The sequence below is a fragment of the Bacillus yapensis genome, assembly GCF_005280205.1.
Taxonomy (GTDB): domain Bacteria; phylum Bacillota; class Bacilli; order Bacillales; family Cytobacillaceae; genus Robertmurraya; species Robertmurraya yapensis.
The window spans coordinates 25,406-51,604 of record NZ_SUND01000005.1 but is presented as its reverse complement, the minus strand read 5'-3'; the positions used below and the strand labels follow the sequence as shown (position 1 = coordinate 51,604).

The window sequence follows — 26,199 nt, the reverse complement described above, 5'->3', positions numbered from 1 at the left end:
GCGTTCTAAAAGGGGATTGTGATATTGATGGAGAATGCATGGATCATACCGCTTTTCCCGCTTATCTCATTTTTGTTCCTTCTTCTATTTGGGAGGAGATTAAAGGAAAACAGTGGCTACGTTGGAATGGTGCTGACATTTCTTTCTTTAATCTACTCATTGGTGGTGTTGTTTGATCGCTTCAACCACCCGACGTATAAAGCCGAAGCAACATGGCTTGCAATAGGGGATGTGCAATTAACAGCGGGTTTTGAAGTCAATCAATTAAATGCGTTAATGCTCGTCATCGTATCGCTTGTTAGCTTTCTCGTTCATACGTATTCAAAAGGCTACATGCATGGTGATGACCGTTTTCACATTTTCTATGCGTACTTAGGATTATTTACATTTGCAATGTTAGGACTCGTCGTTTCTCCTAATCTACTGCAAACTTATATTTTCTGGGAGCTCGTTGGAGTTGGTTCCTTCCTCTTAATTGGATTCTATTTTTATAAGGAAGAAGCGAAGGCAGCAGCGAAAAAAGCTTTCATTATGACCCGTATCGGGGACGTGGGACTCCTGATCGGAATGATTCTCTTATTCTGGCAAGTTGGTAGCTTCGAATATGATGCTATTTTTCTAGCAGTCGAAGAAGGAGCAATTTCAGCAGGAATCATTACGCTGACAGCGATTCTGATATTTATCGGAGCTGTCGGAAAATCCGGTCAGTTTCCGTTACATACATGGTTGCCAGATGCGATGGAAGGTCCGACACCAGTATCGGCTTTAATCCATGCTGCGACAATGGTTGCGGCCGGTGTATACTTAGTGGCTGCGCTATTCCCGCTCTTTACAGCGAGCGAAACAGCACTCATGACAGTGGCCGTAGTCGGTGGATTTACCGCGATTTTTGCGGCAAGCATCGGTTTAGTTCAAACGGATATTAAAAGAGTACTCGCTTACTCGACCGTTTCCCAGCTCGGTTATATGATGTTGGCGCTTGGTTCAGCAGGGTATGTGGCTGGTGTGTTCCACTTAATGACACACGCGTTCTTCAAAGCCTTATTGTTCCTCGCAGCTGGTAGTGTCATCCACGCGGTGCACACACAAAACATCGAAGAGATGGGCGGTTTATGGAAAAAGCTTCGCCTAACAGGTCCGCTTTTCCTAATCGGGACACTTGCCATAAGTGGAGTTCCGTTATTATCAGGATTCTTTAGTAAAGACGAAATTCTCATTGCCGCTTGGGCAAATGGCAACCCTGTCTTGTTCTGGCTAGCTGTGATTGCCGCGTTCTTTACGGCGTTCTATATGTTCCGCCTGTTCTTCATGGTATTTACAGGGCAAGCCCGCAGTGAGATGAAAAATGTTCATGAATCACCGAAAGTCATGACAGTGCCGATGATTGTGTTAGGAGTTCTTGCGGTAGTCGCAGGTTACTTCAATACACCCTGGTTTGGAACATTCCTTGGCGATTGGCTAGTGGAAGGAAATGAAGCTTTAGGACACGGTCATACAGAAGGTCCGATTTGGATTATGATCGTTGCAACGCTTGTATCTTTACTTGGAATCTTCCTAGCATGGCTCATGTACGGGAAAAAATCTTTGGAGCGCGATTGGCTATCATCGCGGATGCCAACAACTTACAACATGCTTTACAACAAATACTATCTTGATGAGTTTTACGCATTATCTGTTGTAAAAACAACAAAAGGTGTTTCAGTTCTTTTGAGCTATATCGAAGCCTTCGTTGTCGAAGGAATCGTCAAAGGCGTGGCCGGAATTGTACATGGGCTTGGTAAAACAGGTTCGAAAATCCAAAGCGGTCAGGTTCAAGCTTACGGAACAGTAGCCTTTGTTGGCTTAGCGGTTTTAGTTGTCGTTTACGTCTTAGCAGGGGGGTACTTAAAATGAGCTTTTTATCAATACTCGTGTTCTCCCCGCTACTTGGCATTTTAGTACTGGCGTTACTACCGAAAACACAGGAATCCTTAATTAAGCTAGTTGGATTCTTAGCAACCTTGCCAGCCCTAGTGCTTGCACTCATTGCTTTTGGGACAGAGGACTTAACGAAATACGATGTAGTGAAGGAATGGATTCATTTTGGTTCAGACGCTAGCTTGTATGCAATCGACTATGAGTTAGGACTAAATGGATTCTCGCTCATCTTAATCGTCTTAACAGCTATAGTTTCGACACTCGCTGCGATTGCCTCCATTCATATTAAAAAAGAATGGAAGGGTTACTTCATGCTCTTTCTTTTACTGGAGATTGGCATGCTTGGAGTGTTTGCAGCACAAAATCTCGTGCTCTTCTTCATCTTTTTCGAGATTACGATGATCCCGATGTTCTTCCTAATCGGAAAATGGGGCTATTTTGAAAAAGAAAAAGGGGCATATAGCTATTTAATCTACAACGGGTTAGGATCTGCCATCTTACTGATTGTCATTATGGTTTTATTTGCGCGAACAGGTACCGCAAATATTAGTGACTTGGCGCAATTGATGGCAGTCGAGGATGCTAATACTCCTTCACCAATCTCTGAATCGTTGAAAATGGGTTTAGCGATTGCGCTTCTAATCGCATTTGGTGTGAAGCTACCAATCTTCCCGTTGCATACATGGATGTTGCGCGTGCACGTACAAGCACCGCCATCTGTCGTAATGATTCACTCAGGGATTTTATTAAAAATTGGGGCATTCGGTTTGATTCGCTTTGGCTTTGGAATTTTCCCAGAGCAATTCAAATCATTGGCTTTATTGCTCGCCATTCTTGGAGTCGTGAACCTTTTATACGGAGCATTCTTAGCGTTCATTCAAACGGACTTCAAAATGGTTCTTGCCTACTCATCGATTTCCCATATGGGAATTGTCTTGATTGGATTAGGGGCATTAAATGAAGCAGGTATCCAAGGAGCAATTTTCCAAGTCGTTTCCCACGGATTGATTTCGGCTTTACTCTTCTTCTTGGTCGGCGTCTTCTACGAACGATTCCAGACCTCGACGATTGCGAATCTTGGTGGAATGGCAAAAGGAATGCCGCTTGCTTCAGGCTTCTTACTAGCAGGGGCACTGGCATCGCTAGGATTGCCAGGCATGTCCGGCTTTGTCAGCGAATTTATGGCCTTCCTCGGATTGTTTGAGGTACATCCAGTAGTCGCTGCAATCGGTTGTATCGGCATCATTATGACAGCTGTTTACCTATTGCGAGCGGTACTTGGCATGACCTACGGAAAAGCAGGTCGTGAATTTGCAGGAATCACTGATATAAAGTCAGTTGAATTTGTGCCAGTGCTCGTTTTACTAGCACTGATTGTGTTAATTGGTGTTTACCCAAGTGTACTAAGCGAACCGCTACAAGCCACACTTGAGACTATCATGCTTGGGTTAGGGGGTTGATTTGAATGGATGTGGATACTTTATTATCGTTTGAGTGGGGCGCGATGGCACCGGAATTCATCATTCTCGGAGTTGCCACCATTCTATCCATTGTCGACCTTTTTGCACCAAAGCATTTGGATCGAAAAATATTTGGCTGGATCGGTTTTGCCGGCATTTTACTCGCGTTAGCGTCTTTAATCAATTTGGTAGGTCTTGAGCCTATCTCGATTCTATACGATACATTTAGATTAGACGGATTCGCGAAAGCATTTAAGATTTTACTGTTGATTGGTGCAGCACTTGTAATGCTTCTCGCTCTAAGTTACAAGCCGAAAGAAGGAATGGAAGAATACAAAGGGGAATTCTACTACCTTCTTTTAGCAGGACTATTAGGTGCGATGATGATGGCATCCAGTGGTGATTTAATCACATTGTTCGTTGGATTGGAGCTCTTATCTCTGTCTTCTTACATTTTGGCAGGGATTCGGAAAAAGCATCTGCCATCCAATGAATCTGCGATGAAATACGTGGTGAACGGTGGAATTGCAACGGCTTTTACACTGTTCGGAATGAGTTATGTGTACGGATTGACTGGAACAACGAATTTGATCGAAATGACAAACGTCTTGCCAACTCTCGCTAATGCACAATATATCTACATTTTAGGCATTGCCTTCTTCATGATTTTTGTGGGATTATCGTTCAAACTGGCAACGGCTCCATTCCATATGTGGGCACCAGACGTGTACCAAGGTGCACCAACTCCAGTTACAGCATTTTTGAGTGTTGTTTCGAAAACAGCTGGATTTGTGATCCTGATTCGGATTTTGCTTACGGTTTTTGGAAATGCATTTGCAGGGAATTCTGGAGTTGCGAAGATGACCAATTTCTTGGTTGGCATGCAGGACTACATCGCGGTTCTTGCAGCGGCAACGATGATTATTGGAAATGTCGTTGCTCTAAGACAGCGTAACATTAAGCGAATGTTTGCTTACTCGAGTATCGCGCATGCAGGGTATTTGCTTGTTGCGGTGACGGCGATGTCTTCATTCATGTATGATGCATTATGGTTCTATTTAGGAGCATATCTGTTTATGAATGTGGGAGCATTTGCGGTAATTCAATTGCTAACACAGCATACAGACAACGAAGATATCGGAGCCTTTGCTGGATTGTATAAGCGGGCACCATGGCTAGCGCTGGCAATGGGTGTGTTCATTCTGTCGTTGGCAGGTATCCCAGGTACAGCTGGATTTATCGGAAAGCTGAACATTTTTATTGGGGCCTTAGCGTCAGATCCAGCACATTACGTGCTCGCATCTATCATGATTGCGACCACGGTTATCTCGTATTTCTATTACTTCGGCATACTCACGCAGATGTTCTTTAGACCAGCTGCAGCGGAAGAAGCGGATGGTGGAAAAATTAGAATGCCGATCGGACTTGGTGTGGCGCTTGTGATTTGTGTGGTAGCCACGATTGTATTTGGTTTATTTCCAAATATCGCACTCGATTTCTTCCACACGAACTTTGAAGGGTTTTCAGATTTCTTGCAATAAGGATGGGAGTCAAACAAGGGGCTTGTATATAGCATTACCGAAAAAGAAGGGGAAAAGGGGCCCCTTCTTTTTGTTTTGGAGTTGAGAGATTCTGATCCACAAGACGAAACATCCATCCAAAAAACTAAACAAACATCTTCCGACAAAATTACACAAACCAACCACCCCACCCCAAAACATCTATTCCCTCAAAAAACTTCAGCCTACATCTGCAACTTTTTACTTTTTTCTACGTCCAATAAGAGGAGATTCCTCCCGAATGGTATAATAGAAGGCAGTGTGATTATAAGGAGGCATTTTTTTTATGATTTCAGGTTTTGGAGACCAGGCACTCATTAGCATTATTTCACATCTTGTCTTTATTGCGTTAGCTTGGTGGGCGTTGCAAAGCATCAATTACGAAAAGTTCATTCGTGGAAGCCATGTGTTTCAGGCGCGCTTGTTATTCATATTGTTATCCATTGTCATTGGCTCTAGCGTAAGCAATTTTTTCCTGGATTATTTGCTTTGGTCCCAGCAACTGCCAATGATATTTCAGTAAGCTACCTACTGGTGTAAATTACGACATTTTTCCCTAATAATTGTCCCATAATTGTAATGTACGTGAATCAATGAGCAAAAAGGATCGAAAAACCAAGTAAAACAACGATTTATTGTGAAATTTTAGTGCTTTAAGCTTGTGTAAAATGGGGTAAATAAACTTACAAAGATAGCCCTTTATACCTTTCCTAATTAGATTCTTTTTATGTACAATTCAGTTTGTGTGAATCTGCACAACCTAGGTGAATTTTTAAAAGCTTAGCATAAATGTCAAAAAGTGACGACAACTCTCGAGTATGCTAATCCCCGACTTGGTAACAATGGTATTAAGGGGAGGAGAGACGAGAGATGAAGAGAAAAATCATGGCAATTTTGGCATTAATTGCAGTTATAGGAACATCACTTTTTTTCGCAGGAGATAAATTTGTAAAGGCAAAGGGACAAGAGGACCTTCTGACACTAGTGACAGTTTTACAAGGTGAGAATATAGATATCAGTGGATGGTCTCTACATGCAAGAGAAAAAATCGAAACAAGTAAGTTAGAGGATGTGCAAAAATATGTCCAAACCCTCAAAACGAAATTTCCAGACTGGACATGGCAGGTAACCTCTACTTCAGATAAATGGGAAGCAACTGCAAAAAAGGCATCTTCTCAAGGTTTTCAAGAGAACATTCAAATTTTATCTACCCTCACAATGGAAAATCCACAAACTTACATCATTTATGAGGTACAAGGTAAGAATTTTACGGAAAAAACAGAGCAATTTATAAAAGAGGACCTAAAGGGAACGTTTTCTGACATTTTTCGGGAAAATACCACAATTTTCTCTTGTATAAAAGGCGAATTCAATGATAAGATGAATACAAATTTGCCTTTTACGGTAAATCGAATCCTTGATTTATTCGAGGCGAAAGAGATGGAATCCATCGAAGAAGAAAACTTTGTTTCCACATCGGCTTATTCGCCATTATTCGCAGATGGGTTAACAACCAATGATAAAGAAATGAATTTACAGCTAGGAATTCGAACTGAAAGGTTGGGCGCACAGACTACCCTTGTAGTTGGCACACCAATCATTACGATTGAATATTAATATAGAGAAATTGGACGCGGAGGGGAATACATTTGGAAAAAATCATCGTCCGCGGCGGTAGAAGGCTAAGCGGTTCTGTAAAAGTTGAAGGAGCAAAGAATGCAGTTTTGCCAGTTATTGCCGCAACACTATTAGCAAGTGACGGAAAAAGCGTAATTCGTGATGTGCCAACTCTCTCCGATGTATACACGATCAATGAGGTATTACGCTATTTAAACGCCGATGTGACGTTTAAAAATAACGAAGTCACTGTCGATGCATCTAGAGAGTTAAAAGTTGAAGCACCTTTTGAATATGTTCGTAAAATGCGTGCTTCCGTTTTAGTAATGGGATCACTTCTTGCAAGACTAGGCCGTGCACGTGTAGCATTGCCAGGTGGTTGTGCAATTGGTTCAAGACCGATTGACCAACATCTAAAAGGCTTTGAAGCGATGGGTGCAACGGTAAAGGTTGGTAACGGATTTATCGAAGCAGAAGTAGAAGGTCGCCTGCAGGGTGCCAAGATTTACTTGGACTTCCCAAGTGTTGGGGCAACTGAAAACATTATGATGGCTGCTACGTTGGCACAAGGAACAACAATCATCGAGAACGTGGCAAAAGAGCCAGAAATCGTTGATCTCGCAAACTTCTTGAATAAAATGGGTGCGAAGGTACGTGGTGCTGGAACAGGAACGATCCGTATTGAAGGAGTAGACGTTCTGTTTGGTGCTGACCACAACATTATTCCTGATCGTATTGAAGCTGGAACTTTTATGGTTGCTGCAGCAATTACAGGCGGGAACGTGTTGGTTAGAGGAGCAGTTCCAGAACATTTAACTTCCCTCATTGCTAAGATGGAAGAAATGGGCGTTATGTTCGAAGAAGAAGAAGATGGTCTACGTGTAATCGGTCCAGATAAGTTAAAGGCAGTGGATATTAAAACAATGCCTCACCCTGGATTCCCAACTGACATGCAGTCGCAAATGATGGCGTTGTTATTGCATGCTCAAGGTACAAGTATGATCACTGAGACTGTTTTTGAAAATCGATTCATGCATGTGGAGGAATTCCGTCGCATGAACGCGGATATTAAAATTGAAGGTCGTTCAGTTATTTTAAATGGCCCTGCAAACCTACAAGGTGCAGAAGTAGCTGCTACTGATCTACGTGCAGCTGCCGCTTTAATTTTAACAGGCTTAGTGGCCGACGGAACGACTCGCGTTACAGAATTAAAGCATCTTGACCGTGGATATGTAGATTTCCACCTCAAGCTTGCAGGACTGGGAGCTGACATCGAGCGCTACTCTGAGGTAGAAGAAGCAGAAGTAGTCTCAGCAGCTTACGATTTAAACGCGTAATATAGGATTAGACGAAAAACCGTGAAATGGATCTCCATTTTTGCGGTTTTTTTGTGCTTTTTAAAGGAAGATTCCACCAATGATATTTGTCTAACATAAGATATTGTGGTTTAGGATAGAAAAACTTATGCATATAAGATGATTATTTTTTTGTGACATATTTGCAAGACAGGCGCCATATGTATAGAAGTAGGTTTGACCAAATTACATATGGAGGCTCTAACATGATAAAAATGAAACCATTCGCACTATTAGCTGCAGTACTATTTGTTGTCACCATCATGATTCCGACATTACTTGTCCTCCCTTTTATGGAAAAAAGTTCAGGAAATGAAGTGGAAGCGACTCCTAAAGTTGAGGTAGACGCTACCCAGCCTGCTGTAGAGGTCGCTGTCTATCGTTCCGGTCAGGAAAAAGTTGAAAAGCTTCCTCTAGAAGAGTATCTTGTAGGCGTTGTTGCCGCAGAGATGCCAGCAGACTTTGAATTAGAAGCCCTAAAGGCACAGGCCTTATCGGCGAGAACGTATACCGTGGATTGGTTAATGTCAGGCTCAAAGGCAGAGGTGCCTGAAGGAATAGATGCAGATATATCGGATACTGAAAACAATCAAGTATATAAAAATGATGAAGAGCTACGGAAGCAATGGGGCAAAGAATACTCGTGGAGGATTAAGAAGATAAAAGAAGCGGTTGCTGCGACGAGTGGGCAAATTCTTACCTTTGAGGGAGATCCGATTTATGCCGCATTCTTTTCGACGAGTAATGGATATACGGAGAATTCAGAGGATTATTTTCAAGAGACACTGCCCTATTTAAAAAGTGTGGAAAGTCCTTGGGATGTAAATACGGAAAAGTTTCATGGCCAAACGATTATCCAGGTCACTGATTTTGAGAAGAAGTTAGGTGTTAAGATCGGTGAATCCGCAGAAGTAGGAAAAATACTTGAAAGAACAAAAGGGAATCGCGTTGCTAAGGTCGATATCAATGGGAAGCAATTAACGGGAAAAGAAGTACGAGAAGGGCTTGGACTGAAGTCTTCGGATTTCACATGGGAAAGAAAAGGTGACAAGATCGTCATTAATACAAAAGGAAACGGCCATGGGGTGGGCATGAGTCAATATGGTGCAAACGGTATGGCACAAGAAGGAAAGAAATATGATGAGATTGTTCAGTACTACTACAACGGGGCAACGATTGACACAACGAAGACGCTGCTGACAAAAATAACAGCAAGTCGCTAGACGGACATTTTAGGGGAATGTCCGGTAAGAAAGAGCAGATAAAAAAGAAAGCTGTTCCCGGAAGGTTAGAACCTTTTGGAGAACAGCTTTTCTTATTTGATTGTGGATCTTTATGGAAGAGCCTCTGAAAATAGGTAATCAAATATTTGTCCGTCAGGAAGAGTAGAATCCTTCTCTATCTTGGCGTGTAAATCAGATTTATCGGTCAGGAAGAGCAGAAAAGCCTCTAACTTGACGTGCAAACTAGGTTTATCGGTCAGGAAGAGCAGGATAGTCCTAATCTTGGCGTGCAAACAGGGGTTGTCGGTCAGGAAGAGCAGGATAGCCCTAATCTTGGCGTGCAAACAGGAATTGTCGGTCAGGTCGAGCGGAATCGGCCATATCTTGACGTGCAAACCTAATTTGTAGGTCATGTCGGGTAGAAACGCCTCTAACTTGGCGTACAAACGGAAACTCCGTTTAGAGCCCCCGAACTAAACCACCTATCTAAAATACCCCATTATCCGCTCAAAGCCATGCTTCCTATATCCACGCATTACAAAATAACTCGCCACCACAACTCCGGTAACATCCTTTACGAAGTCAATGACCGTTGCAGAGCGCGCAGGAACGAACGACTGGTGAATCTCGTCAAGTAAGCCGTAAGCCGCCGCGATCACTGCACAAATCAAGCTCAGCTTAAAAGAAAATCTTCCTGTTGTCAGCAAAGCCGCTACCAACAGCAAATACAAAATCGCAAACTCCACAAGATGAAGGGACTCTTTGACAAAGCTGTCCACTGCAGAGTCTGGAAGCTCTACAACGGCATTGTCAGGCATGCTCGATAGAGTCCAAATCAAAATCATATACGCGAACGGCATCAGCCGCAGTAACCATTTTACAAAGAATTTCAAAAAAATTTCCTCCTACATGAATAATTTCAAAGTCGTTGTCGAAAAATAAGACAAAAAAAATTTTTTCCGAGAATGTATATATTTATCATGATCTGTTCAGAATGATTGCTGAGGTGATGATAAATGAGAGAGGAAGAAAAGAAACGATCTTCTCAAGATTCAAAGTTGAAGCGCTTCATGAAAAAGCGTTGGGTATACCCAGCAATTTATCTTGCAAGTGCTGCAATCATTCTAACCGCGGTTCTTTGGTACCAAAATAGCAACAATGCAACTGATGACCAAGTCGATTACGAAGCTACTGATCTTTCAGGCAAAAAATACGATGAGCCTGCACTCGAAGTAAACAGATCAATGGAAAACTTCTCAATGCCTGTGAAGGATCCAGATGCTGTCGTCATTCAAAAGCAATTCTATGAATACGATGGCACGGATGAAGAGCAAGAAGCAGCATTAGTTTTCTACGACAACACGTATCGTCCGAATACTGGTATTGATATTACTCAGGAAAACGGAGAAACATTTGACGTATTAGCTGCGTTAAGTGGAACAGTAACGAATGTAACAGATGATTCTTTACTTGGAAACGTAATCGAAATTGAGCATGATAAGGGTATTGTAACACAATATCAATCAGTTACAGACATTGATGTGAAGGTTGGAGACCAAGTAGAACAAGGTCAGCCACTTGCAAAAGCAGGTAAGAGCTTATTGAATGAAGAAGCTGGTACACACTTACACTTTGAAATTCGCAAGGACGATGTAGCAGTTAATCCACTTGATTACTTCAACAAGCCATTAAGTTCTTTACAAGAAGCAAAGGTTACTAGTACTGAAGAAGAAGTAGATGATAGCGGCAAAGCTGATGATTCATCTACAGTAGCTCCTGATGAAGACAAATCAGCTACAGACGAAGATGCAACAACAGATGAAGAGGGCACAGATGCAGAAAAGACAGATGATGAGTCTACAACGAATGAAACTGACTCTGAATCTGCTGGTGCATAATCATAATATGTAATGTAAGACCCGCAGCCTTTGTGATTGCGGGTTTTTTCTGTTTAGCACTGTAAAAGTGGGTGTTGATTTTATGTGATGTGAAAAATAGGCGGAAAAGTTCCGGCTAAATTAAGAAATTAACCTATTCCCCCCACCAATAAACGGATTTCTTTCGGTTAAGCTATCCATTTCCATGTTTTTAAGGCCGTTTAGGTTATTTAAGCGGAAAATCTACTCCAATTTCACCCAATATGCATTCATCTATCTAAATAGACGGAATTTCTCCGGTTAAATGAGTACACTTCTCGAAAATCAAAAAATTAACAATGATCCTAGCAGAGCCTTCTTTTTTAAAGTAACACATTCGACAATTTCCCCTAATTTTAATTGCTTGACCTTGAAACGGTTTACATAGATAATGATATTATGTAATTTTCTAAATATTTAATAAACTAAACAAATTATCAAAGGGGGAATTTGATGACAGTACTTGTCTTTCTCATCATTTCAGCAATTTGTCTCTTTTTCGCATTACGTAGGAAAAAGACGATCTTCTTAGTAATCCCATTCCTAACTATCTTTCTGTACTTTATCGTCCAAATTGCCCTTGTACCACTACCCTTCCTAGACACAATCAAATTCATTTTCAGCCTGAACAATTGATAATTCGTTTGAAAGCGCTTAAACAAGCCTTTCGAAAGAATTATAGATATCCAATCAATGAGAGGAGGTACGTTTAAAGGGGACGCCACAACTATGTCTACTTTCTAAAGCCGCAAGGGGTAAATTTTTTTGGAGGTGAAAGCATGAAGAAAATTGAAAAGGAAGTAGCAGACCGTTATTTCCGCGAGAAAACCCGCAATATTGTGATCTATTTTATCATTTGGTTTATTGTGTCTTATGGTGTTGTTCTATTTGCTGAGCCGTTAAGCAATGCGACATTCATTGGCTTCCCACTGCACTATTACATGGGAGCTCAGGGAGCGGTATTAACCTTTATTATCCTGCTCTTTGTGAATGCAAAGCTTGGAGACAAGTTGGATCAAAAATACGGCATCGATGAAAGCAAAAATGAGCAAATTAGTGCAGGCTCTACTTTGAATCACTAAATTTATAAGAGAAACGTTTAAAACAAGGGGGTATCACATTTGGACGGACAATTCTTGGTCTCATTAGCCATTATTCTTGCAACCTTTGCCTTGTACATTGGGATTGCCATTTATAATACGGCAAAGGCTACCTCAGATTTTTATGTAGCAGGACGGGGAGTTCCACCGATTTTTAACGGAATGGCCATCGGTGCAGACTGGATGAGTGCAGCTTCCTTTATCGGGATGGCTGGTACGGTTATGGTACTTGGTTATGATGGGCTTGCCTACATTATGGGCTGGACTGGCGGGTACTTATTCCTGACATTTTTATTAGCACCGCAATTGCGAAAATATGGTCGATACACTGTTCCGGAGTTCATAGGGGACCGTTATAATAGTCACACCGCTCGCGTAATAGCAGCGATTTGTACGATTATCATTAGCTTCACCTATTCGATTGGTCAGCTATCTGGTTCTGGTGTGGTTATCGGACGTCTTTTCGAGATTGATGCAAAAATCGGTACGATGATCGGTGTTGTTCTTATCGCATTCTACGCGGCATTCGGGGGAATGAAGGGAATTACATGGACGCAGGTCGCACAGTACTTAATTCTAATCATCGCATATTTAATTCCGGTTATCTTCATGTCTCTGCAAATCACTGGCAACCCAGTGCCGTGGATTTCATACGGAGAAGTTGTAAGCAAACTAGGTGAGCTGGATCGAGAATTAGGGATTTCAGAGTATTTCGCGCCGTTTACAAACGGTACGAAGTGGCAATTCTTAGCCCTTATGTTCACGTTAATGGCTGGTACTGCCGGATTGCCGCACGTTATTGTTCGATTCTATACCGTATCAACGATGAAAGCAGCTCGTTGGTCAGGAGCTTGGGCATTGCTCTTTATTGGCCTACTTTATTTCTCCGCTCCGGCTTATGCTGCATTCTCTCGTTTCATCCTCATGACACAAGTTGCAGGTAGCCAAATTTCCCAACTACCGGCTTGGACGACAAATTGGGTCAATACAGGCTTGCTAAAAGTAGCTGATGGCAACGGAGATGGTATTTTGCAATGGAGTGAGCTTGTCATTGCCAATGATATCGTCGTAATGGCAACTCCGGAAATTGCTAATCTCGGGGTATTTGTTATCGGACTTGTCGCAGCTGGAGCAATGGCAGCAGCCCTTTCTACTGCAGGGGGATTAATGATTTCCCTATCGTCTTCTTTCGCGCACGATATTTACTATCGCGTTTGGAAGCCGCAAGCAACAGAGAAAAATCGTCTACTAGTTGCTCGTTGGTCGATTGTTGTTGCGACATTAGTAGCGGGGTTAATTGCCCTTAATCCACCTGGAGTTATTACACAGATCGTCGCCTGGGCGTTCGCGATTGCGTCTGGTACGTTCTTCCCGGCGCTAGTGCTCGGGGTATGGTGGAAGCGTTCCAATACAAAGGGTGTTATCTCAGGGCTCTTAATCGGGTTAGCGGTCACACTGACATATATCTTCGCAGCAAAATACGGTGGCTTTACGATTCTCGGTATCATTGATACAGGAGCAGGTATTTTCGGAGCAATTGCTGGTTTCTTAGCTAATATCATTGTTTCCTTATCAACAGCCGCACCTTCACAAAAGCTTCAAGACGAAGTCATCAACTTGCGTTACCCAGAACAAATGGTTTATAAAGATGGCGAGGTTTGGATGCACGATGGAGAATCCGAAACAGTTTAATAAAAAATGGTTGGAGGCTGTGCAATCCCATCCCTTATTTTTAGGGATGGAGGTTGGCACGGCCCTTTCTCTGCAATCCCAAACATTTGAAAAACATGAAATCATCCTGCACAAGCACAAGCATCGGGAAGGCTTGTTTCTTATATTAGAAGGAATGGCAGAGGTTTATGTGAAAAATGAGTTATCTGGCCAAATTGAGGTGCTAGAAGTCGTTCAGAAAGATGAGTTAATCGGGTTTTCAAGCTTCGCTCAGTTTCTAGGAGACTCAGAAATAGAAGACAGTGTGGTCGAAGTCCGAGCGGTTCAACCCGTTGAAGCTCTCCTGATCCCTTTTTCACTGATTCGAAAAAGATGGGAGGAACCAAGTGTTCGTGATTACTTGTTTAGGCAAGTTTCACGGCGGCTTCGAGATGTGTATGATTCCTTAGCAGAGCAAATCCAGTTAGCTAGTGATTTTGGTGAAAACGAACCAATAATGCTACGAGTTCAGGATATTATGTCTGGAAAAATAGTTCAGGTGGATTCCAACACTAGCATTATGAACGCTGCAAATATCATGCATATGGAAAAAGTAAGCTCAGTTCTGGTGATTGATAGCGATGTATTACAAGGGATTATTACAGAAAGAGATATGGTCTCCCGTGTCGTTTCTACAGGTCTCCCGACTTCTCAACCTGTTAGAACCATCATGACGAACAATCCAATCACTATTTCAGCAGTATCCTATTATTATGACGCGCTCTCTACTATGCTTTTAAAAGGCATTAAACATTTGCCTGTATTTCAACATGATAAAGTTGTAGGAATTGTGACTCTTTCTGATCTAATGAGGAAAAAGAATGAAAATGTTATGAAGATGATTAAGCAAATTGAAGAAGTCGATGTTGCTAATTTAGCGAATGTGAAAAAGGCGATTTACTCAGTCTTTGACACACTCCTTCGTGAAAATGTCCCAATTTTAAAGGCACTTGAGATGATTACAAAACTATATGATCGGCTGGTAGTTCGAATTGTCGGACTATCGATTAAGCGTCTTGAAGATCAGGGTCTCACACAACCAGCGGACTTTGCTTTTAATCAAATGGGCAGTAGCGGTCGAGGGGAACAATTTATGCTAACTGACCAGGACCATTTTCTTGTCTACGAAAAGGATGATGCCTATTTTCAAAGGCTTGGACAGGAAATTACTTCACTCATGGAGGCTGCTGGCTATGAACGGTGTAAGGGGCTAATGATGTGCAGTGAAAAGCAGTGGCGAGGAAAGATTTCCGATTGGGAAGACCGGATTCGGTCATGGTCACTTCAATCGACAAATGCCAATCTACTCTTGGCACAAAACTTTTTTTCCTATCGGTTTATTACCGGAAGCAGTTCGTTAAACAAGCAGTTTCAGAATACAATTAAGACACTACTGGATAGCTCGAAAATCTTTTTATACAGAATGGCAAAGGTGGAGCGGGAGCACCCAGTTCAAACCTTTGACCAACGACTTCTTTCCTTGTTTCGTCTTGAACGAAAAGCGCTTGATATGAAAAAATCGGTGTTATTTCCCTACCATCACAGCTTACAAATTCTTTCTCTCCTACACGGCACTGCTTCAGGAACTTCCATCGAAAGGATCAACTCACTTGCTGAAAAAGGAGTCCTATCTCAAGAATTCGCCCACGATTTAAAGGAAGCAGTGAGTCATCTGTTAACCTTATACGTCAACCAACGATGGAAACAAGGAGAAAAGGGAGATTCAATTGTCAATTTGTCGAAACTATCATCCCGAGAAAAGGATGAACTGGTTTTGAGTTTAAAAACCATTAAGGAACTGCAAAGTCTAGTATTTGGTCATTTTTCGATCTGAGCTATAAGTTTGAATCTTTACTTTGAGAATTGTCTAGCTTCAGCGCCTATCGCCTAGCAAACTTCAGGTCCCCTCCCTACGATAAGTCAATTGTAAATTGCTCTGCAATTCAAATTTTCTATATCTCATTCGAGGCCCTTCCAGTTTGTACGGCGATGTTCAAGGAGCTTACGCATTTCGATCTAGGGAGGTCATATGTTCTTTCAACGTAAAGCTATTTCCTGTCCGTTAACATATGCAGAGATTCCTTTAGCAACAAAGCTCGAGAATTTACGCTTTGTTGTCTTCGATACAGAAACGACTGGCTTTCACGTGTCTTCAATTGATCGCTTAATTGAAATAGGTGCAGTTCCTGTCGAAGGCTTTCAGGTACAGGATAAAGAGTATTTCCAAACCTATGTGAACCCAATGCGACAAATTTCTCGGGAAATATCGGAGTTAACGTCGATTACGGACGAAAAAGTGGAAAATGCGCCGGAGTCATATGAAGCGATCCAGCAGTTTTTCGACTTTGTCGAAGCATGGGAAACGGTCTGTCTTGTTGGCCATTATGTCAGCTTTGATGCCCTCGTAATCAAAAGTGAGCTGAAGCGTGCGAAGGCTACGGTAAAAAATATTTACACGATCGATACGCTCGATTTAATCGGCGTGATTTCCCCGTCATACGATATGCGGGACCTGGAGCGGTACGCGAAAATTTTTGGCACGAGAATCTATGAACGTCATAGTGCATTAGGTGACGCGTTAACAACAGCTTACCTGTTTGTCGAGTTACTTTGGCATTTCAAGCAAAGGGGTTATCAGACATGGGGAGAGTTGATGGAGAGGTCCAATTCGGTGTGAATTGGACCTCTTTTCATTAAATTCGTCTTATTTTTCAAAAAATTTACCGTATACCTTGTCCCTATTGAGCTTTTCGTGCATATTCCGTTATCCAAGCTAATAAACTGTTACAAACCTTACAAAGAGAGTGTTTGAGGTGAGGAATCGTTTGATGACGAGAATGTATATTCAATAGGAGACGTGATTATGACTTGAAATCCCTGCACAATTCATCGTGCGGAACAGCACTATTTGATGAAGCGAAAGAGCGAGTCTCATTTCACACTTCTCACATCCAATTTAGGGAGGGCGAGTGGTGTGCACGATTACATCAAAGAGAGAACTATCAAGATTGGAAAGTATATCGTGGAGACGAGAAAAACAGTTCGCGTAATTGCGAAGGAGTTTGGCGTATCCAAAAGTACAGTCCATAAAGATTTAACAGAGAGGCTTCCTGAAATAAACCCAGAACTTGCAAATGAAGTAAAGGAAATCTTAGATTATCATAAATCAATTCGCCACCTGCGAGGTGGAGAAGCAACAAAGATGAAGTATAAGAAGGAAGAACTAGAAGGCGAACCGATTCAATAAGGAAATTGTGAAAATGGAAATAAATCGAAATCCCTAGCGAGAGTTCTAACCAATCTGACAAATTTTACGAAAAAATACCACAATTTTTGACAAATTGCTACGTTCTTGATAAGAAATGTGATAGAATAATCAATTAGGATAGAGTATGCATTTGCATGCATAACAAATACAATAACTTCTAAAATTCGACATCAAGTAACGAACAATGAAAGAGTACGAATTTCGTGCTTTTAGATTAGATTGGGACCATTTTCAAGGAGGATTTATTAAAATGCTTGCTAGGGATATTGGAATTGATTTAGGAACAGCTAACGTACTGATCCACGTTAAAGGAAAAGGAATCGTATTAAACGAGCCATCTGTCGTGGCGATCGATAAGAACACAAATAAAGTTCTTGCAGTTGGTGAGGAAGCAAGACGCATGGTAGGACGTACACCTGGAAACATCGTGGCGATTCGTCCATTAAAAGACGGCGTTATCGCTGACTTTGATGTAACAGAAGCAATGTTAAAGCATTTCATTAACAAATTAAATGTAAAAGGTTTTCTATCAAAGCCTCGCATCTTAATTTGCTGTCCAACAAACATTACAAGTGTTGAGCAAAAAGCAATCAAAGAAGCTGCTGAAAAAAGCGGCGGTAAGAAAGTGTATCTAGAAGAAGAGCCAAAGGTAGCGGCAATTGGCGCAGGTATGGATATTTTCCAACCAAGCGGAAATATGGTTGTTGATATCGGTGGTGGAACAACGGATATCGCTGTATTATCAATGGGGGATATCGTAACTTCCGCTTCGATTAAAATGGCTGGAGATAAGTTTGATAGCGAAATTCTTCAATACATTAAGCGCGAATACAAGCTGTTAATCGGTGAACGTACAGCTGAAAATATTAAAATCCAAATCGGAACAGTTTTCCCTGGCTCTCGCAATGAGACAATGGAAATCCGTGGCCGTGATATGGTATCAGGATTACCAAGAACGATTACAGTTAGCTCTGAAGAAATTGAGCAGGCATTACGTGAATCAGTTTCTGTTATCGTTCAAGCTGCAAAAAGCGTCCTAGAACGCACACCGCCTGAATTATCAGCGGATATTATTGACCGTGGTGTCATCATCACAGGTGGGGGAGCCCTTTTACACGGATTTGACCTTCTTTTAGCAGAAGAGTTAAAAGTTCCAGTACTTGTGGCAGAAAACCCAATGGATTGCGTAGCAATCGGAACAGGCATTATGCTTGATAACATCGATAAAATCAAAGGCTATAAATTTGCCTAAATAGTGTGGGGAAATGGTGAACGGAACCGGTGGTAATACTGGTATCTTTCACCATTTCTATGTTTTTTGCCCTATTTCTACAAAAATATAATGTTTATTCGTCAATTTTTTCTTATAATAGAAGATAAGTATGATTTTGGATATGTAAACAGTTGATATAGATGACGATATATAGAAGAGAGTAGTTTAAAAAGGGGTGAGCCTATGTTTAAAGGGTTTTACACGGTAGCATCAGGGATGCTTGCTCAGCAACGCAAAACTGAAATGTTAACGAATAATATGGCCAATGCCAATACACCAGGTTTTAAAGCAGAGCAATCTTCCATGAGAGCTTTCCCAGAAATGCTCTTAAAAAGCTATGAAACAAAACAAATTCCAACGGAAAAAGGCATGAGTTTAACATCAGGTCAAATCGTTGGTTCTATAAATACAGGTGTCTACATGCAAGAAGCGATGCCGAATTTTATCCAAGGAGCCCTTCAGGATACGGGTCAAAAAACGGATCTGGCTTTAATTGATTCGTTAATGCCTACAAATGAAGATGGGATCAAAGGAACAGTCTTTTTCACCGTGCAAAATGCTGCAGGGGATACTCGCTATACACGTAATGGTGATTTCACTTTAGATGGACAAGGTTATCTAACAACTGGAAGTGGTTATTATGTCCTTGACCGAGAAGGAGATCGAATTCAGCTTTCAAGCGATCAGTTTGCGGTTGATGGGAATGGATATCTGCAAGGCGCTGCTGGAGAGAATGCGAATCTTGGGATTGCATTTTCTGCGAACCCTTATCAAATGGTTAAAGAAGGCAATGGCCTTTACCGTACAGCAGATGGTGTTGAGCTTGGAGATGCAAGAGCGGCAGCAGGTGTTGATTTTAACCTACAGCAAGGATTTTTAGAAGGTTCGAATGTGGATACAGGTCGAACAATGACGGACATGCTTACGGCATACCGTGCATTTGAAGCAAACCAAAAAGTCTTACAGGCTTACGATAAAAGTATGGAAAAAGCGGCCAACGAGGTTGGACGTATCGGATAATTTAAAAGGGAAGGAGGTTAACAGATGAACCGCACAATGATTACGGCAACGAACACATTGGCCCAGCTGCAAAAGCAAATGGACATGATCGCCAACAATATGGCGAACATTGATACGAATGGGTATAAAAAAAGAGACGCAACCTTCACTGAGTTGATGTATCAACAATTTGATAATCAACGTCGAGATGGTGCTGAGGTGGGTCGCCTGACACCAAATGGTGTTCGCCAAGGAACTGGGGCTCGAATCGGACAAACCCAACTTGATATGACACAAGGAAACGTGAAACAAGCGGACCGCCCATTGGATACGGCTTTCACAAAAGAAGGTCAGTTATACAAGGTTCTTGTTCAAACGGGTGTAGGCAACGAAATTCAATATACGCGTAACGGGGCGATGTATTTATCTCCAGTTGGAGAAAATGAGGTAGCGCTTGTGAATGCGGATGGTCATTCGATTGTTGATGCGAATAATAATCCGATTTACATTACCGGTGAAGCGAAGGAATACAACATTGATAGTTCAGGACAATTGTCTGTGACGATGACCAATGGAACGCTTCAGACCTTCGAATTAGGTGTTGTTCAAGTGAACAAGCCGCAATTTTTAGTGTCAAAAGGGAACAATCTGTTTGGACTTCCTGAGAACTTTGCTGAGTTGAATGTAGGTGTAGATGAGATTCTTACGGATATGGTGGGACCACTACGCGGGGAAATCGGTATTCAAAGTCATGCACTTGAGTCGTCCAATGTTGATATGGCAAAAGAAATGACCTCACTTATGAACGCACAGCGCGCTTATCAATTCCAATCTAGAGCCGTTTCGATGGCAGATCAAATGATGGGACTTGTGAACGGAATTCGTTAAAAGGGGATAAAACATGTCGTTAGATAACAGTAACCAAAAAGTAGCAGAAACACGCGAACAGGTGAAACAGGCAAAAAATGAAATGAAGGCCGAGAGAGAAAGTGGCGAGAAGCGAAAGAGAATTCGCATTCGTCTTATTCCCCTATGGCTTCGACTTCTTATTATTGCGGTATTAATCGTGTTGTGCGTCATTCTGGGTGCAATGTTTGGTTATAGTGTCATGGGGAATGGCAAGGCTACAGATGTCTTTGAAAAATCCACGTGGACACATATCACAGATTTAATAAAAAAAGAGTAGAATTTTTCGCGGAATCGGTTCTAAGTACCGATTCTGTTTTTTTACATATTAAATAGACATAATATTCAAGTATTTGTACGAAGTTACTTTGAAATACATATAAATAAGTAAGAGGAAATGGCCGATATAAGCTTAAACCTGTTCTTTTCTCATTGGATTTAGGCTTTCAATCTTTGAATTCATGGTTTATCACTATATTGAAGTTCTTAAAGAGAAGAACTTTAGCTATAAAAACACTTTTTAGGGGATGCAGACATATGCAAAAGTTTTTACAAGAGAAAAAAGGGGAAATGTTAGAGCTTCTTGAGCAGCTCGTCAACATCGATAGTGGTTCGTATGTGAAGGAAGGTGTCGATCGTGTAGGGACCATTTTAAAAGAAAAATATGAGGAACTCGGGTTCGTTGTCGAAGTCAAAAAGGAAGAGGAATACGGGAATAACTTGGTGATTCAGCACCGAGATGCAAAGGATCCGAAAATCATTCTCGTTGCTCATATGGATACGGTTTTTCCAGAGGGGACGGTTGCGGAACGACCATTTCGTATTGAGGGAACGCGAGCTTATGGACCAGGTGTGGTGGATATGAAAGCGAGCCAAGTGGAGCTTCTGTACGCCATGAAGACGCTTGTGGAATTTGGACTAACGGGATACGAAAATGTCCAAATCGTGCTAAACAGTGATGAGGAAATTGGATCGATCACGTCCCGACCTTTGATTGAGAAGCATGCGAAAGGAAAACGGTATGCGTTAGTCGTTGAGCCTGCTCGAAAGGATGGCTCTCTTGTGACGGCAAGACGTGGTGGTGGAACGTATACGCTTATCGTCAAAGGGAAATCGGCGCATTCAGGGATAGAGCCAGAAAATGGACGGAGTGCGATCGAAGAATTAGCTTATAAAATTATTCAGTTGCACCATTTGAGCGACCATGAAAGAGGCATTAGCGTCAATGTTGGGCTAATTGAAGGGGGAACGGCGGTTAATATCGTCTCACCAAATGCTGTGGCTCATATTGATATTCGTATATCCGAATTAGAACAAATGGAATACTTGGAACAACGCATCAAAGAAATTTGCGCCACAACAGAGGTACCAGGTACTGAAATCGAATTAGAAGGGGACATTAGTCGACCGCCAATGGTGAATAATGAAAAGACACAAGCGTTGCTCAGTGTCGTTCGCGAGGTTGGAAAGGAAATTGGCATCGAGGTTCATGATACGTCAACCGGTGGTGGGGGCGATGCATCTTTTACCTCAGCTAGGGGAGTTCCGACGATCGATGGCTTAGGGCCTGTTGGCGGCAATGTGCATAGTGAAGAAGAATATTTGGAAATCGATACATTGCCAGAACGGACACTACTGCTGGTGAAGACAATTGAGCGATTGTCAAAGCGGACAAGATAAAATAGGCAAGACTAACTTGCAACCCTCCTACTATATCCGCTACAATAGGGGTATATGTATGAAACCTAGTATTAGTAGGAGGTACTAATTATTATGTTAGATATTAATGAAATTAAGAAAATTATTCCCCATCGTTATCCATTTTTACTCGTAGATAAAATTGTGGAAATTGAAGAAGGAAAAAGAGCTGTCGGCATTAAGAATGTGACAGCAAATGAAGAGTTCTTCAATGGCCATTTTCCTGATTATCCGGTAATGCCTGGTGTGTTAATTGTCGAGGCACTTGCTCAAGTTGGAGCAGTAGCTGTGTTAAAAAAGGAAGAAAATAAAGGTCGTCTAGCCTTTTTTACAGGGATCGATAACTGTCGCATTAAACGTCAGGTAAAGCCAGGGGACCAGCTTCGTTTAGAGGTTGAAATGACGCGTGTGCGTGGTTCTTTTGGAAAAGGAAAAGCAATTGCAACTGTGGACGGAGAGCTTGCGGTTGAAGCAGAAATCAGCTTTGCTCTTGGGGAAAAACAGGAATAGATTGAAGGAAATGTTCTACTTTGGTAGGGCATTTTTTTTGTGGGAATTTTTTCCGAAGAAAGATGCAAGTAATTTAACTTTTTGGGCATCCTAACATCAGACCGAAGTAAGAGGTCAAATTTGAATACATGTGAAAGGAGCTTTTACTATGCAGAAAAAGCTTTTAGCTTTACTTGGTTGTTCTCTGTTATCGGTAATGGTGTTTGCAGGATGTGCGAATAATGATGATCAGGACCCGCCTCCAGAGGACGATGTGAATGTAGAGGACCCAGTGTTAGATAATGAAGATAATAACAATGGGGATTTAAACGGTGATAATAACGGAACTACGAACAACAATGGCAATAACGGTGTAAACAATGATAATAATAATAATGGTGATGTCAATACCGATAACGACGGGGATGCAATGACGGACAATAATGATCCAGGTGAAGACATTATTGAAGACAATAATGATATGAATGATAAAGACAATAAAGACCAGTAGATATGCGAAAAACTCCCTTTATTAGGGAGTTTTTGCTATTTGTGTGCCGGGCATGTTCACTAGCTAGGCGGTGCAAGTCCGCTATGGGCGTTGGGATATGCGAACCATTAGCCGAAGGCAAGGGTGTCCGTGGTGACGCGGAATCTGAAGGAAGCCCTAGGCAAATCCTCGGTCTGAGGTATACGAATCACATTTGAGGTTCTCATTTCAGGACGAGTTTGCAAAACAAAACGAAGTCCAAAATATCCCCGGATGAAGTGAGGATAAATGTGGCAGATATATGAGGAGAAAGCGAGTGAACTTACCCCGGGAGATCTCTTGAAAACCCCTATGGGAACCTATTTAGTGATAAATAGCTGAATCAAGAGAAGTCAGCAGAAGTCATAGTATCAGACCTACGGTCTGAGAAGGACAGAACGAAAGGAGCGACCGTGCTAGAGTCATTGATAAGGAAACGAAGACACAGCCAACATAACGGCTATTTAGGAGCGAAAGGCTCGGAAAGCTGGGGACTTCTAAATAGAGTGGAGTTATTCTTATGCAACCTCAACAGTACGGGAACAGTATGGAATCTAATTTAAGTTTAATCGAAAAGATTGTAGAGTCCGATAATTTGAACAAAGCTTTCAAGAGGGTTAAAAGCAACAAAGGAGCAGCGGGTGTCGATGCGAAAGATATAGAAGCTACTCGCCTTTACTTGAAGGAAGAAGGTCAAATGATTATCGAGCTTATTAAAGAAGGAAAATATAAACCTCAACCAGTAAGAAGAGTAGAAATTCCTAAGCCGACTGGTGGGAAAAGAAAACTTGGAATCCCTACCGTAACGGACAGAGTTATCCAGCAAGCCATCGTACAGAAACTTACACCCATTTTCGAAAGACAGTTTAGCCCTTTTAGCTACGGATTTAGACCAAACAGAAGTGCACATCAAGCGATTGAACAAGCAAGACAATACATCGAAGATGGATACAAATTTGTTGTAGATATAGATTTAGAGAAATTCTTTGACCGAGTCAATCACGACAAACTCATGTCTCTTATAGCTAAAACGGTAACAGATAAACCAACTCTTAAACTAATCAGAAGATATCTTCAAGCAGGAGTTTTGGAAGAAGGTCTAGTCAAACCGAATAAAGAAGGTACTCCTCAAGGTGGACCACTAAGTCCTTTACTAAGCAACATTGTGCTCAACGAGTTAGATAAAGAATTAGAGAAGCGTGGTCATAAATTTGTGAGATACGCAGACGACTGTAACATCTTCGTTAAAACATTAAAGGCAGGAGTACGTGTTAAGGAAGGAATTACTCAGTTCATAGAAAGAAAATTGAAACTGAAAGTAAATCAGGAGAAAAGTGCCGTGGGAAAGCCGAAGGCACGGATATTCTTAGGAATAAGTTTCTACCAAAATAGAGGTAAAACTAGAGTGTTCGTGCCGAAGGAGAGAAAGAAAAGGTTTGAAGAGAAATTAAAGAAATTGACCAATCGAAACTGGGGAGTAAGTATGGAATACCGTATCTTGAAAATAAACCAGTTAATACAAGGCTGGGGGAACTATTTTAAGATTGCGGATATAAAGAAGTATGCCCGTGAACTTGATAGCCACATTAGGCGAAGGCTAAGGGCGTGCAGATGGAAAGAATGGAAAAAGGTTAAAACCAGACGTAGAAACCTTATAAAACTAGGAATTTCGGAAGAGGAAGCAAAAAGGAACGCCAATTCCCGGAAAGGATATTGGCGTCTATCAAATAATCCTATCTTACATCTTGCCTTAAGTAATCAATACTGGCAAGAACAAGGTTTAAAATCCTTAACTAATGTGATTTCATAAAACTTTCGAACCGCCGTATACCGAACGGTACGTACGGTGGTGTGAGAGGTCGGCACGGTAACGTGCCTCCTACTCGATTTCCTTGGTTGTAAGCTTCGGTCTAGTGATCATCTTTGATTTGAACTCATCTAGCAGTTCATCCCCAGTAAGTCCTTTTTCAAGTAAGTCTCCTAAGAGTAACTCTGCATAATGATTTTTTGCTCTCTTTAATGTACCCTCAAGTAGCACGCTGATGTGATTTTCAAAAGTTTGTAGGGAACGAGCCTTCACTTTGAATGGTGCCGGATCATTTTCCTTCTTCGTGATAACCACTTGCACGAGTAATTCCTTTTCTTGGTCAATGCATTCATAAAATAAATCATAAAAGGATTTATCCGTGTAGCATTCCATCAACCACGTATTGTTTTCATCCTCTTTGTTAATGATTAGTCCGTCCTCTAACGGAATGTCGAGCCATTCGTCCTGTTTGACAATTTGCAGGGAGATTAACTTAAATGTTTTCATTAGTACCTCCTTCAAAATTCCGATTTGATGAAATTATAACATACATATGCTCAAAGGCTGAACCTCAACAGGTTATGTCGGAATATGTCGAACGAAATCTGTCGAATAAAGGAAAAAAGTTATTTGCTCCGAATTTGCAGGCGGAAATAGATAATATCAGACTGGAAATTCTCATTTTGCCCCGAATTTGACGGTGGAAATGGAAATTTGAACGTTTTACTAGAAGGAATAAATTGGTTATGATGGCGGCATCAAGATGAAAGGAGATGAACAGATGATAAATCAAGTAACGTTGGTTGGTCGGTTGACGAAGGACCCCGAGTTGAAAGTCACAACAGAAGGAAACTCGGTGGTGAACGTAACGCTGGCAGTGAACAGAAATTTTAAGAATCAGAAAGGAGAAATTGAGGCTGATTTTGTGCAGCTAACGGTTTGGCGAAAAAATGCGGAAAATTTATCCCTCTATTGTAAAAAGGGGGCTCTCATCGGCGTAACCGGTCGAATTCAAACGAGAACCTACGATGATCAAGATGGAAAAAGAAAATATGTGACAGAGGTCATTGCAGAATCTGTCCGGTTTTTGGACACCAGAAGGGATCATGTGGCCAACATTGAAAAAGAGGTGTCGATGACGTGAAAGAAATAAGCAAGGACAAAAGCTTAGAGATTTTACTTGAGCGGCTTATCATGATGGTTGGCAAGTCCAACGAGCGGGCAGAACATTTACACGAACGCGTCCTCCAACTCGAAAGAATTCTCTTAGAAGAGTCCTCAAAACCAGCTCCCGAGAAGAAGACCTTCATCATATGATTCCCAATTCAAACACTTTCCCCACATTTCTCCGTAAAGTCTACAATAGAAAAAAT

26 protein-coding genes are annotated in these 26,199 nt (G+C 41.6%); 24 read left to right on the top strand and 2 right to left on the bottom strand.

Annotation, left to right across the window (positions count from 1 at the left end):
• The first annotated feature begins 24 nt into the window (after positions 1–24).
• From nuoL to FAR12_RS23365, 8 genes are all read left to right on the top strand, one after another.
• The gene (gene nuoL, locus FAR12_RS07910) at positions 25–1,893 is read left to right on the top strand and encodes an NADH-quinone oxidoreductase subunit L (protein ID WP_126408120.1); all 1,869 of its coding nucleotides are present in this window, start codon (positions 25–27) and stop codon (positions 1,891–1,893) included.
• Positions 1,890–3,377 carry an NADH-quinone oxidoreductase subunit M gene (locus FAR12_RS07905; RefSeq protein ID WP_126408118.1) on the top strand — a complete coding sequence of 496 codons (1,488 nt, stop codon included), beginning with the start codon at positions 1,890–1,892 and terminating at the stop codon, positions 3,375–3,377. The genes nuoL and FAR12_RS07905 overlap by 4 nt, the downstream gene beginning before the upstream one ends.
• A 5-nt stretch (positions 3,378–3,382) precedes the next feature.
• The gene (nuoN, locus tag FAR12_RS07900; protein WP_126408116.1) at positions 3,383–4,918 is read left to right on the top strand and encodes an NADH-quinone oxidoreductase subunit NuoN; all 1,536 of its coding nucleotides are present in this window, start codon (positions 3,383–3,385) and stop codon (positions 4,916–4,918) included.
• Between the two features lie 304 nt (positions 4,919–5,222).
• Entirely contained in the window at positions 5,223–5,459 is a 237-nt protein-coding gene (locus FAR12_RS07895) for a DUF1146 family protein (RefSeq protein WP_126408114.1), read from the top strand.
• Positions 5,460–5,806: 347 nt separating this feature from the next.
• Positions 5,807–6,553, top strand: coding sequence for a YwmB family TATA-box binding protein (locus FAR12_RS07890; RefSeq protein WP_126408112.1), 747 nt, complete (start codon positions 5,807–5,809; stop codon positions 6,551–6,553).
• Between the two features lie 32 nt (positions 6,554–6,585).
• Positions 6,586–7,890, top strand: coding sequence for a UDP-N-acetylglucosamine 1-carboxyvinyltransferase (gene murA / locus FAR12_RS07885; RefSeq protein WP_126408108.1), 1,305 nt, complete (start codon positions 6,586–6,588; stop codon positions 7,888–7,890).
• A gap of 224 nt (positions 7,891–8,114) precedes the next feature.
• Entirely contained in the window at positions 8,115–9,131 is a 1,017-nt protein-coding gene (gene spoIID / locus FAR12_RS07880; protein ID WP_126408106.1) for a stage II sporulation protein D, read from the top strand.
• A 236-nt stretch (positions 9,132–9,367) separates the two neighbouring features.
• The gene (locus FAR12_RS23365) at positions 9,368–9,532 is read left to right on the top strand and encodes a hypothetical protein (RefSeq protein WP_170972134.1); all 165 of its coding nucleotides are present in this window, start codon (positions 9,368–9,370) and stop codon (positions 9,530–9,532) included.
• Positions 9,533–9,613: 81 nt separating this feature from the next.
• Here the strand turns inward: FAR12_RS23365 and FAR12_RS07875 are convergent, their stop codons facing one another.
• Positions 9,614–9,991, bottom strand: a complete 378-nt coding sequence (locus FAR12_RS07875; RefSeq protein WP_126408104.1) for a VanZ family protein — start codon at positions 9,989–9,991, stop codon at positions 9,614–9,616.
• 156 nt (positions 9,992–10,147) lie between these two features.
• Here FAR12_RS07875 and spoIIQ point away from each other — a divergent pair, with 156 nt between their 5' ends.
• The 15 genes from spoIIQ to ltrA all read left to right on the top strand — a co-directional run bounded on the left by spoIIQ (position 10,148) and on the right by ltrA (position 24,829).
• On the top strand, positions 10,148–11,029 hold the full coding sequence (gene spoIIQ / locus FAR12_RS07870; RefSeq protein ID WP_126408102.1) for a stage II sporulation protein SpoIIQ: 882 nt from the start codon (positions 10,148–10,150) through the stop codon (positions 11,027–11,029).
• Between the two features lie 471 nt (positions 11,030–11,500).
• On the top strand, positions 11,501–11,683 hold the full coding sequence (locus FAR12_RS07865) for a hypothetical protein (RefSeq protein ID WP_246010341.1): 183 nt from the start codon (positions 11,501–11,503) through the stop codon (positions 11,681–11,683).
• A gap of 143 nt (positions 11,684–11,826) precedes the next feature.
• The gene (locus FAR12_RS07860; RefSeq protein ID WP_126408098.1) at positions 11,827–12,129 is read left to right on the top strand and encodes a DUF4212 domain-containing protein; all 303 of its coding nucleotides are present in this window, start codon (positions 11,827–11,829) and stop codon (positions 12,127–12,129) included.
• 39 nt (positions 12,130–12,168) lie between these two features.
• The gene (locus tag FAR12_RS07855) at positions 12,169–13,839 is read left to right on the top strand and encodes a sodium:solute symporter family protein (RefSeq protein WP_126408096.1); all 1,671 of its coding nucleotides are present in this window, start codon (positions 12,169–12,171) and stop codon (positions 13,837–13,839) included.
• Positions 13,817–15,691 carry a DUF294 nucleotidyltransferase-like domain-containing protein gene (locus tag FAR12_RS07850; protein ID WP_126408094.1) on the top strand — a complete coding sequence of 625 codons (1,875 nt, stop codon included), beginning with the start codon at positions 13,817–13,819 and terminating at the stop codon, positions 15,689–15,691. Before FAR12_RS07855 ends, FAR12_RS07850 begins: the two co-directional genes overlap by 23 nt.
• 195 nt (positions 15,692–15,886) lie before the next feature.
• The gene (locus FAR12_RS07845; RefSeq protein ID WP_126408091.1) at positions 15,887–16,534 is read left to right on the top strand and encodes a 3'-5' exonuclease; all 648 of its coding nucleotides are present in this window, start codon (positions 15,887–15,889) and stop codon (positions 16,532–16,534) included.
• A gap of 297 nt (positions 16,535–16,831) precedes the next feature.
• Complete coding sequence (gene spoIIID / locus FAR12_RS07840; protein WP_126408089.1) at positions 16,832–17,104, top strand: sporulation transcriptional regulator SpoIIID; 273 nt, start codon at positions 16,832–16,834, stop codon at positions 17,102–17,104.
• A 271-nt stretch (positions 17,105–17,375) separates the two neighbouring features.
• A complete protein-coding gene (mreB, locus tag FAR12_RS07835) occupies positions 17,376–18,377 on the top strand; it encodes a rod shape-determining protein (protein WP_126408087.1) in 1,002 nt (333 codons plus the stop codon).
• 204 nt (positions 18,378–18,581) lie between these two features.
• Positions 18,582–19,418 carry a flagellar hook-basal body protein gene (locus FAR12_RS07830; protein WP_126408085.1) on the top strand — a complete coding sequence of 279 codons (837 nt, stop codon included), beginning with the start codon at positions 18,582–18,584 and terminating at the stop codon, positions 19,416–19,418.
• 24 nt (positions 19,419–19,442) lie between these two features.
• Complete coding sequence (locus tag FAR12_RS07825; RefSeq protein WP_126408083.1) at positions 19,443–20,285, top strand: flagellar hook-basal body protein; 843 nt, start codon at positions 19,443–19,445, stop codon at positions 20,283–20,285.
• A 13-nt stretch (positions 20,286–20,298) separates the two neighbouring features.
• Entirely contained in the window at positions 20,299–20,583 is a 285-nt protein-coding gene (locus FAR12_RS07820) for a DNA-directed RNA polymerase subunit beta (protein ID WP_126408081.1), read from the top strand.
• A gap of 257 nt (positions 20,584–20,840) precedes the next feature.
• The gene (locus FAR12_RS07815; RefSeq protein ID WP_126408079.1) at positions 20,841–21,983 is read left to right on the top strand and encodes a M20 family metallopeptidase; all 1,143 of its coding nucleotides are present in this window, start codon (positions 20,841–20,843) and stop codon (positions 21,981–21,983) included.
• Positions 21,984–22,076: 93 nt separating this feature from the next.
• Complete coding sequence (fabZ, locus tag FAR12_RS07810; RefSeq protein ID WP_126408077.1) at positions 22,077–22,511, top strand: 3-hydroxyacyl-ACP dehydratase FabZ; 435 nt, start codon at positions 22,077–22,079, stop codon at positions 22,509–22,511.
• A 148-nt stretch (positions 22,512–22,659) separates the two neighbouring features.
• Positions 22,660–23,001: a hypothetical protein gene (locus FAR12_RS07805; RefSeq protein WP_126408075.1), complete on the top strand. Its 342-nt coding sequence runs from the start codon at positions 22,660–22,662 to the stop codon at positions 22,999–23,001.
• Positions 23,002–23,539: 538 nt separating this feature from the next.
• A complete protein-coding gene (ltrA, locus tag FAR12_RS07800) occupies positions 23,540–24,829 on the top strand; it encodes a group II intron reverse transcriptase/maturase (RefSeq protein ID WP_246010340.1) in 1,290 nt (429 codons plus the stop codon).
• Between the two features lie 69 nt (positions 24,830–24,898).
• On the opposite strand, the gene FAR12_RS07795 is transcribed toward ltrA, so the two are convergent.
• Entirely contained in the window at positions 24,899–25,333 is a 435-nt protein-coding gene (locus tag FAR12_RS07795) for a YwpF-like family protein (protein ID WP_126408073.1), read from the bottom strand.
• Positions 25,334–25,607: 274 nt separating this feature from the next.
• On the opposite strand from FAR12_RS07795, the gene ssb reads away from it, so the two are divergent.
• Complete coding sequence (gene ssb, locus FAR12_RS07790) at positions 25,608–25,970, top strand: single-stranded DNA-binding protein (protein ID WP_126408071.1); 363 nt, start codon at positions 25,608–25,610, stop codon at positions 25,968–25,970.
• Positions 25,971–26,199 lie beyond the last annotated feature (229 nt).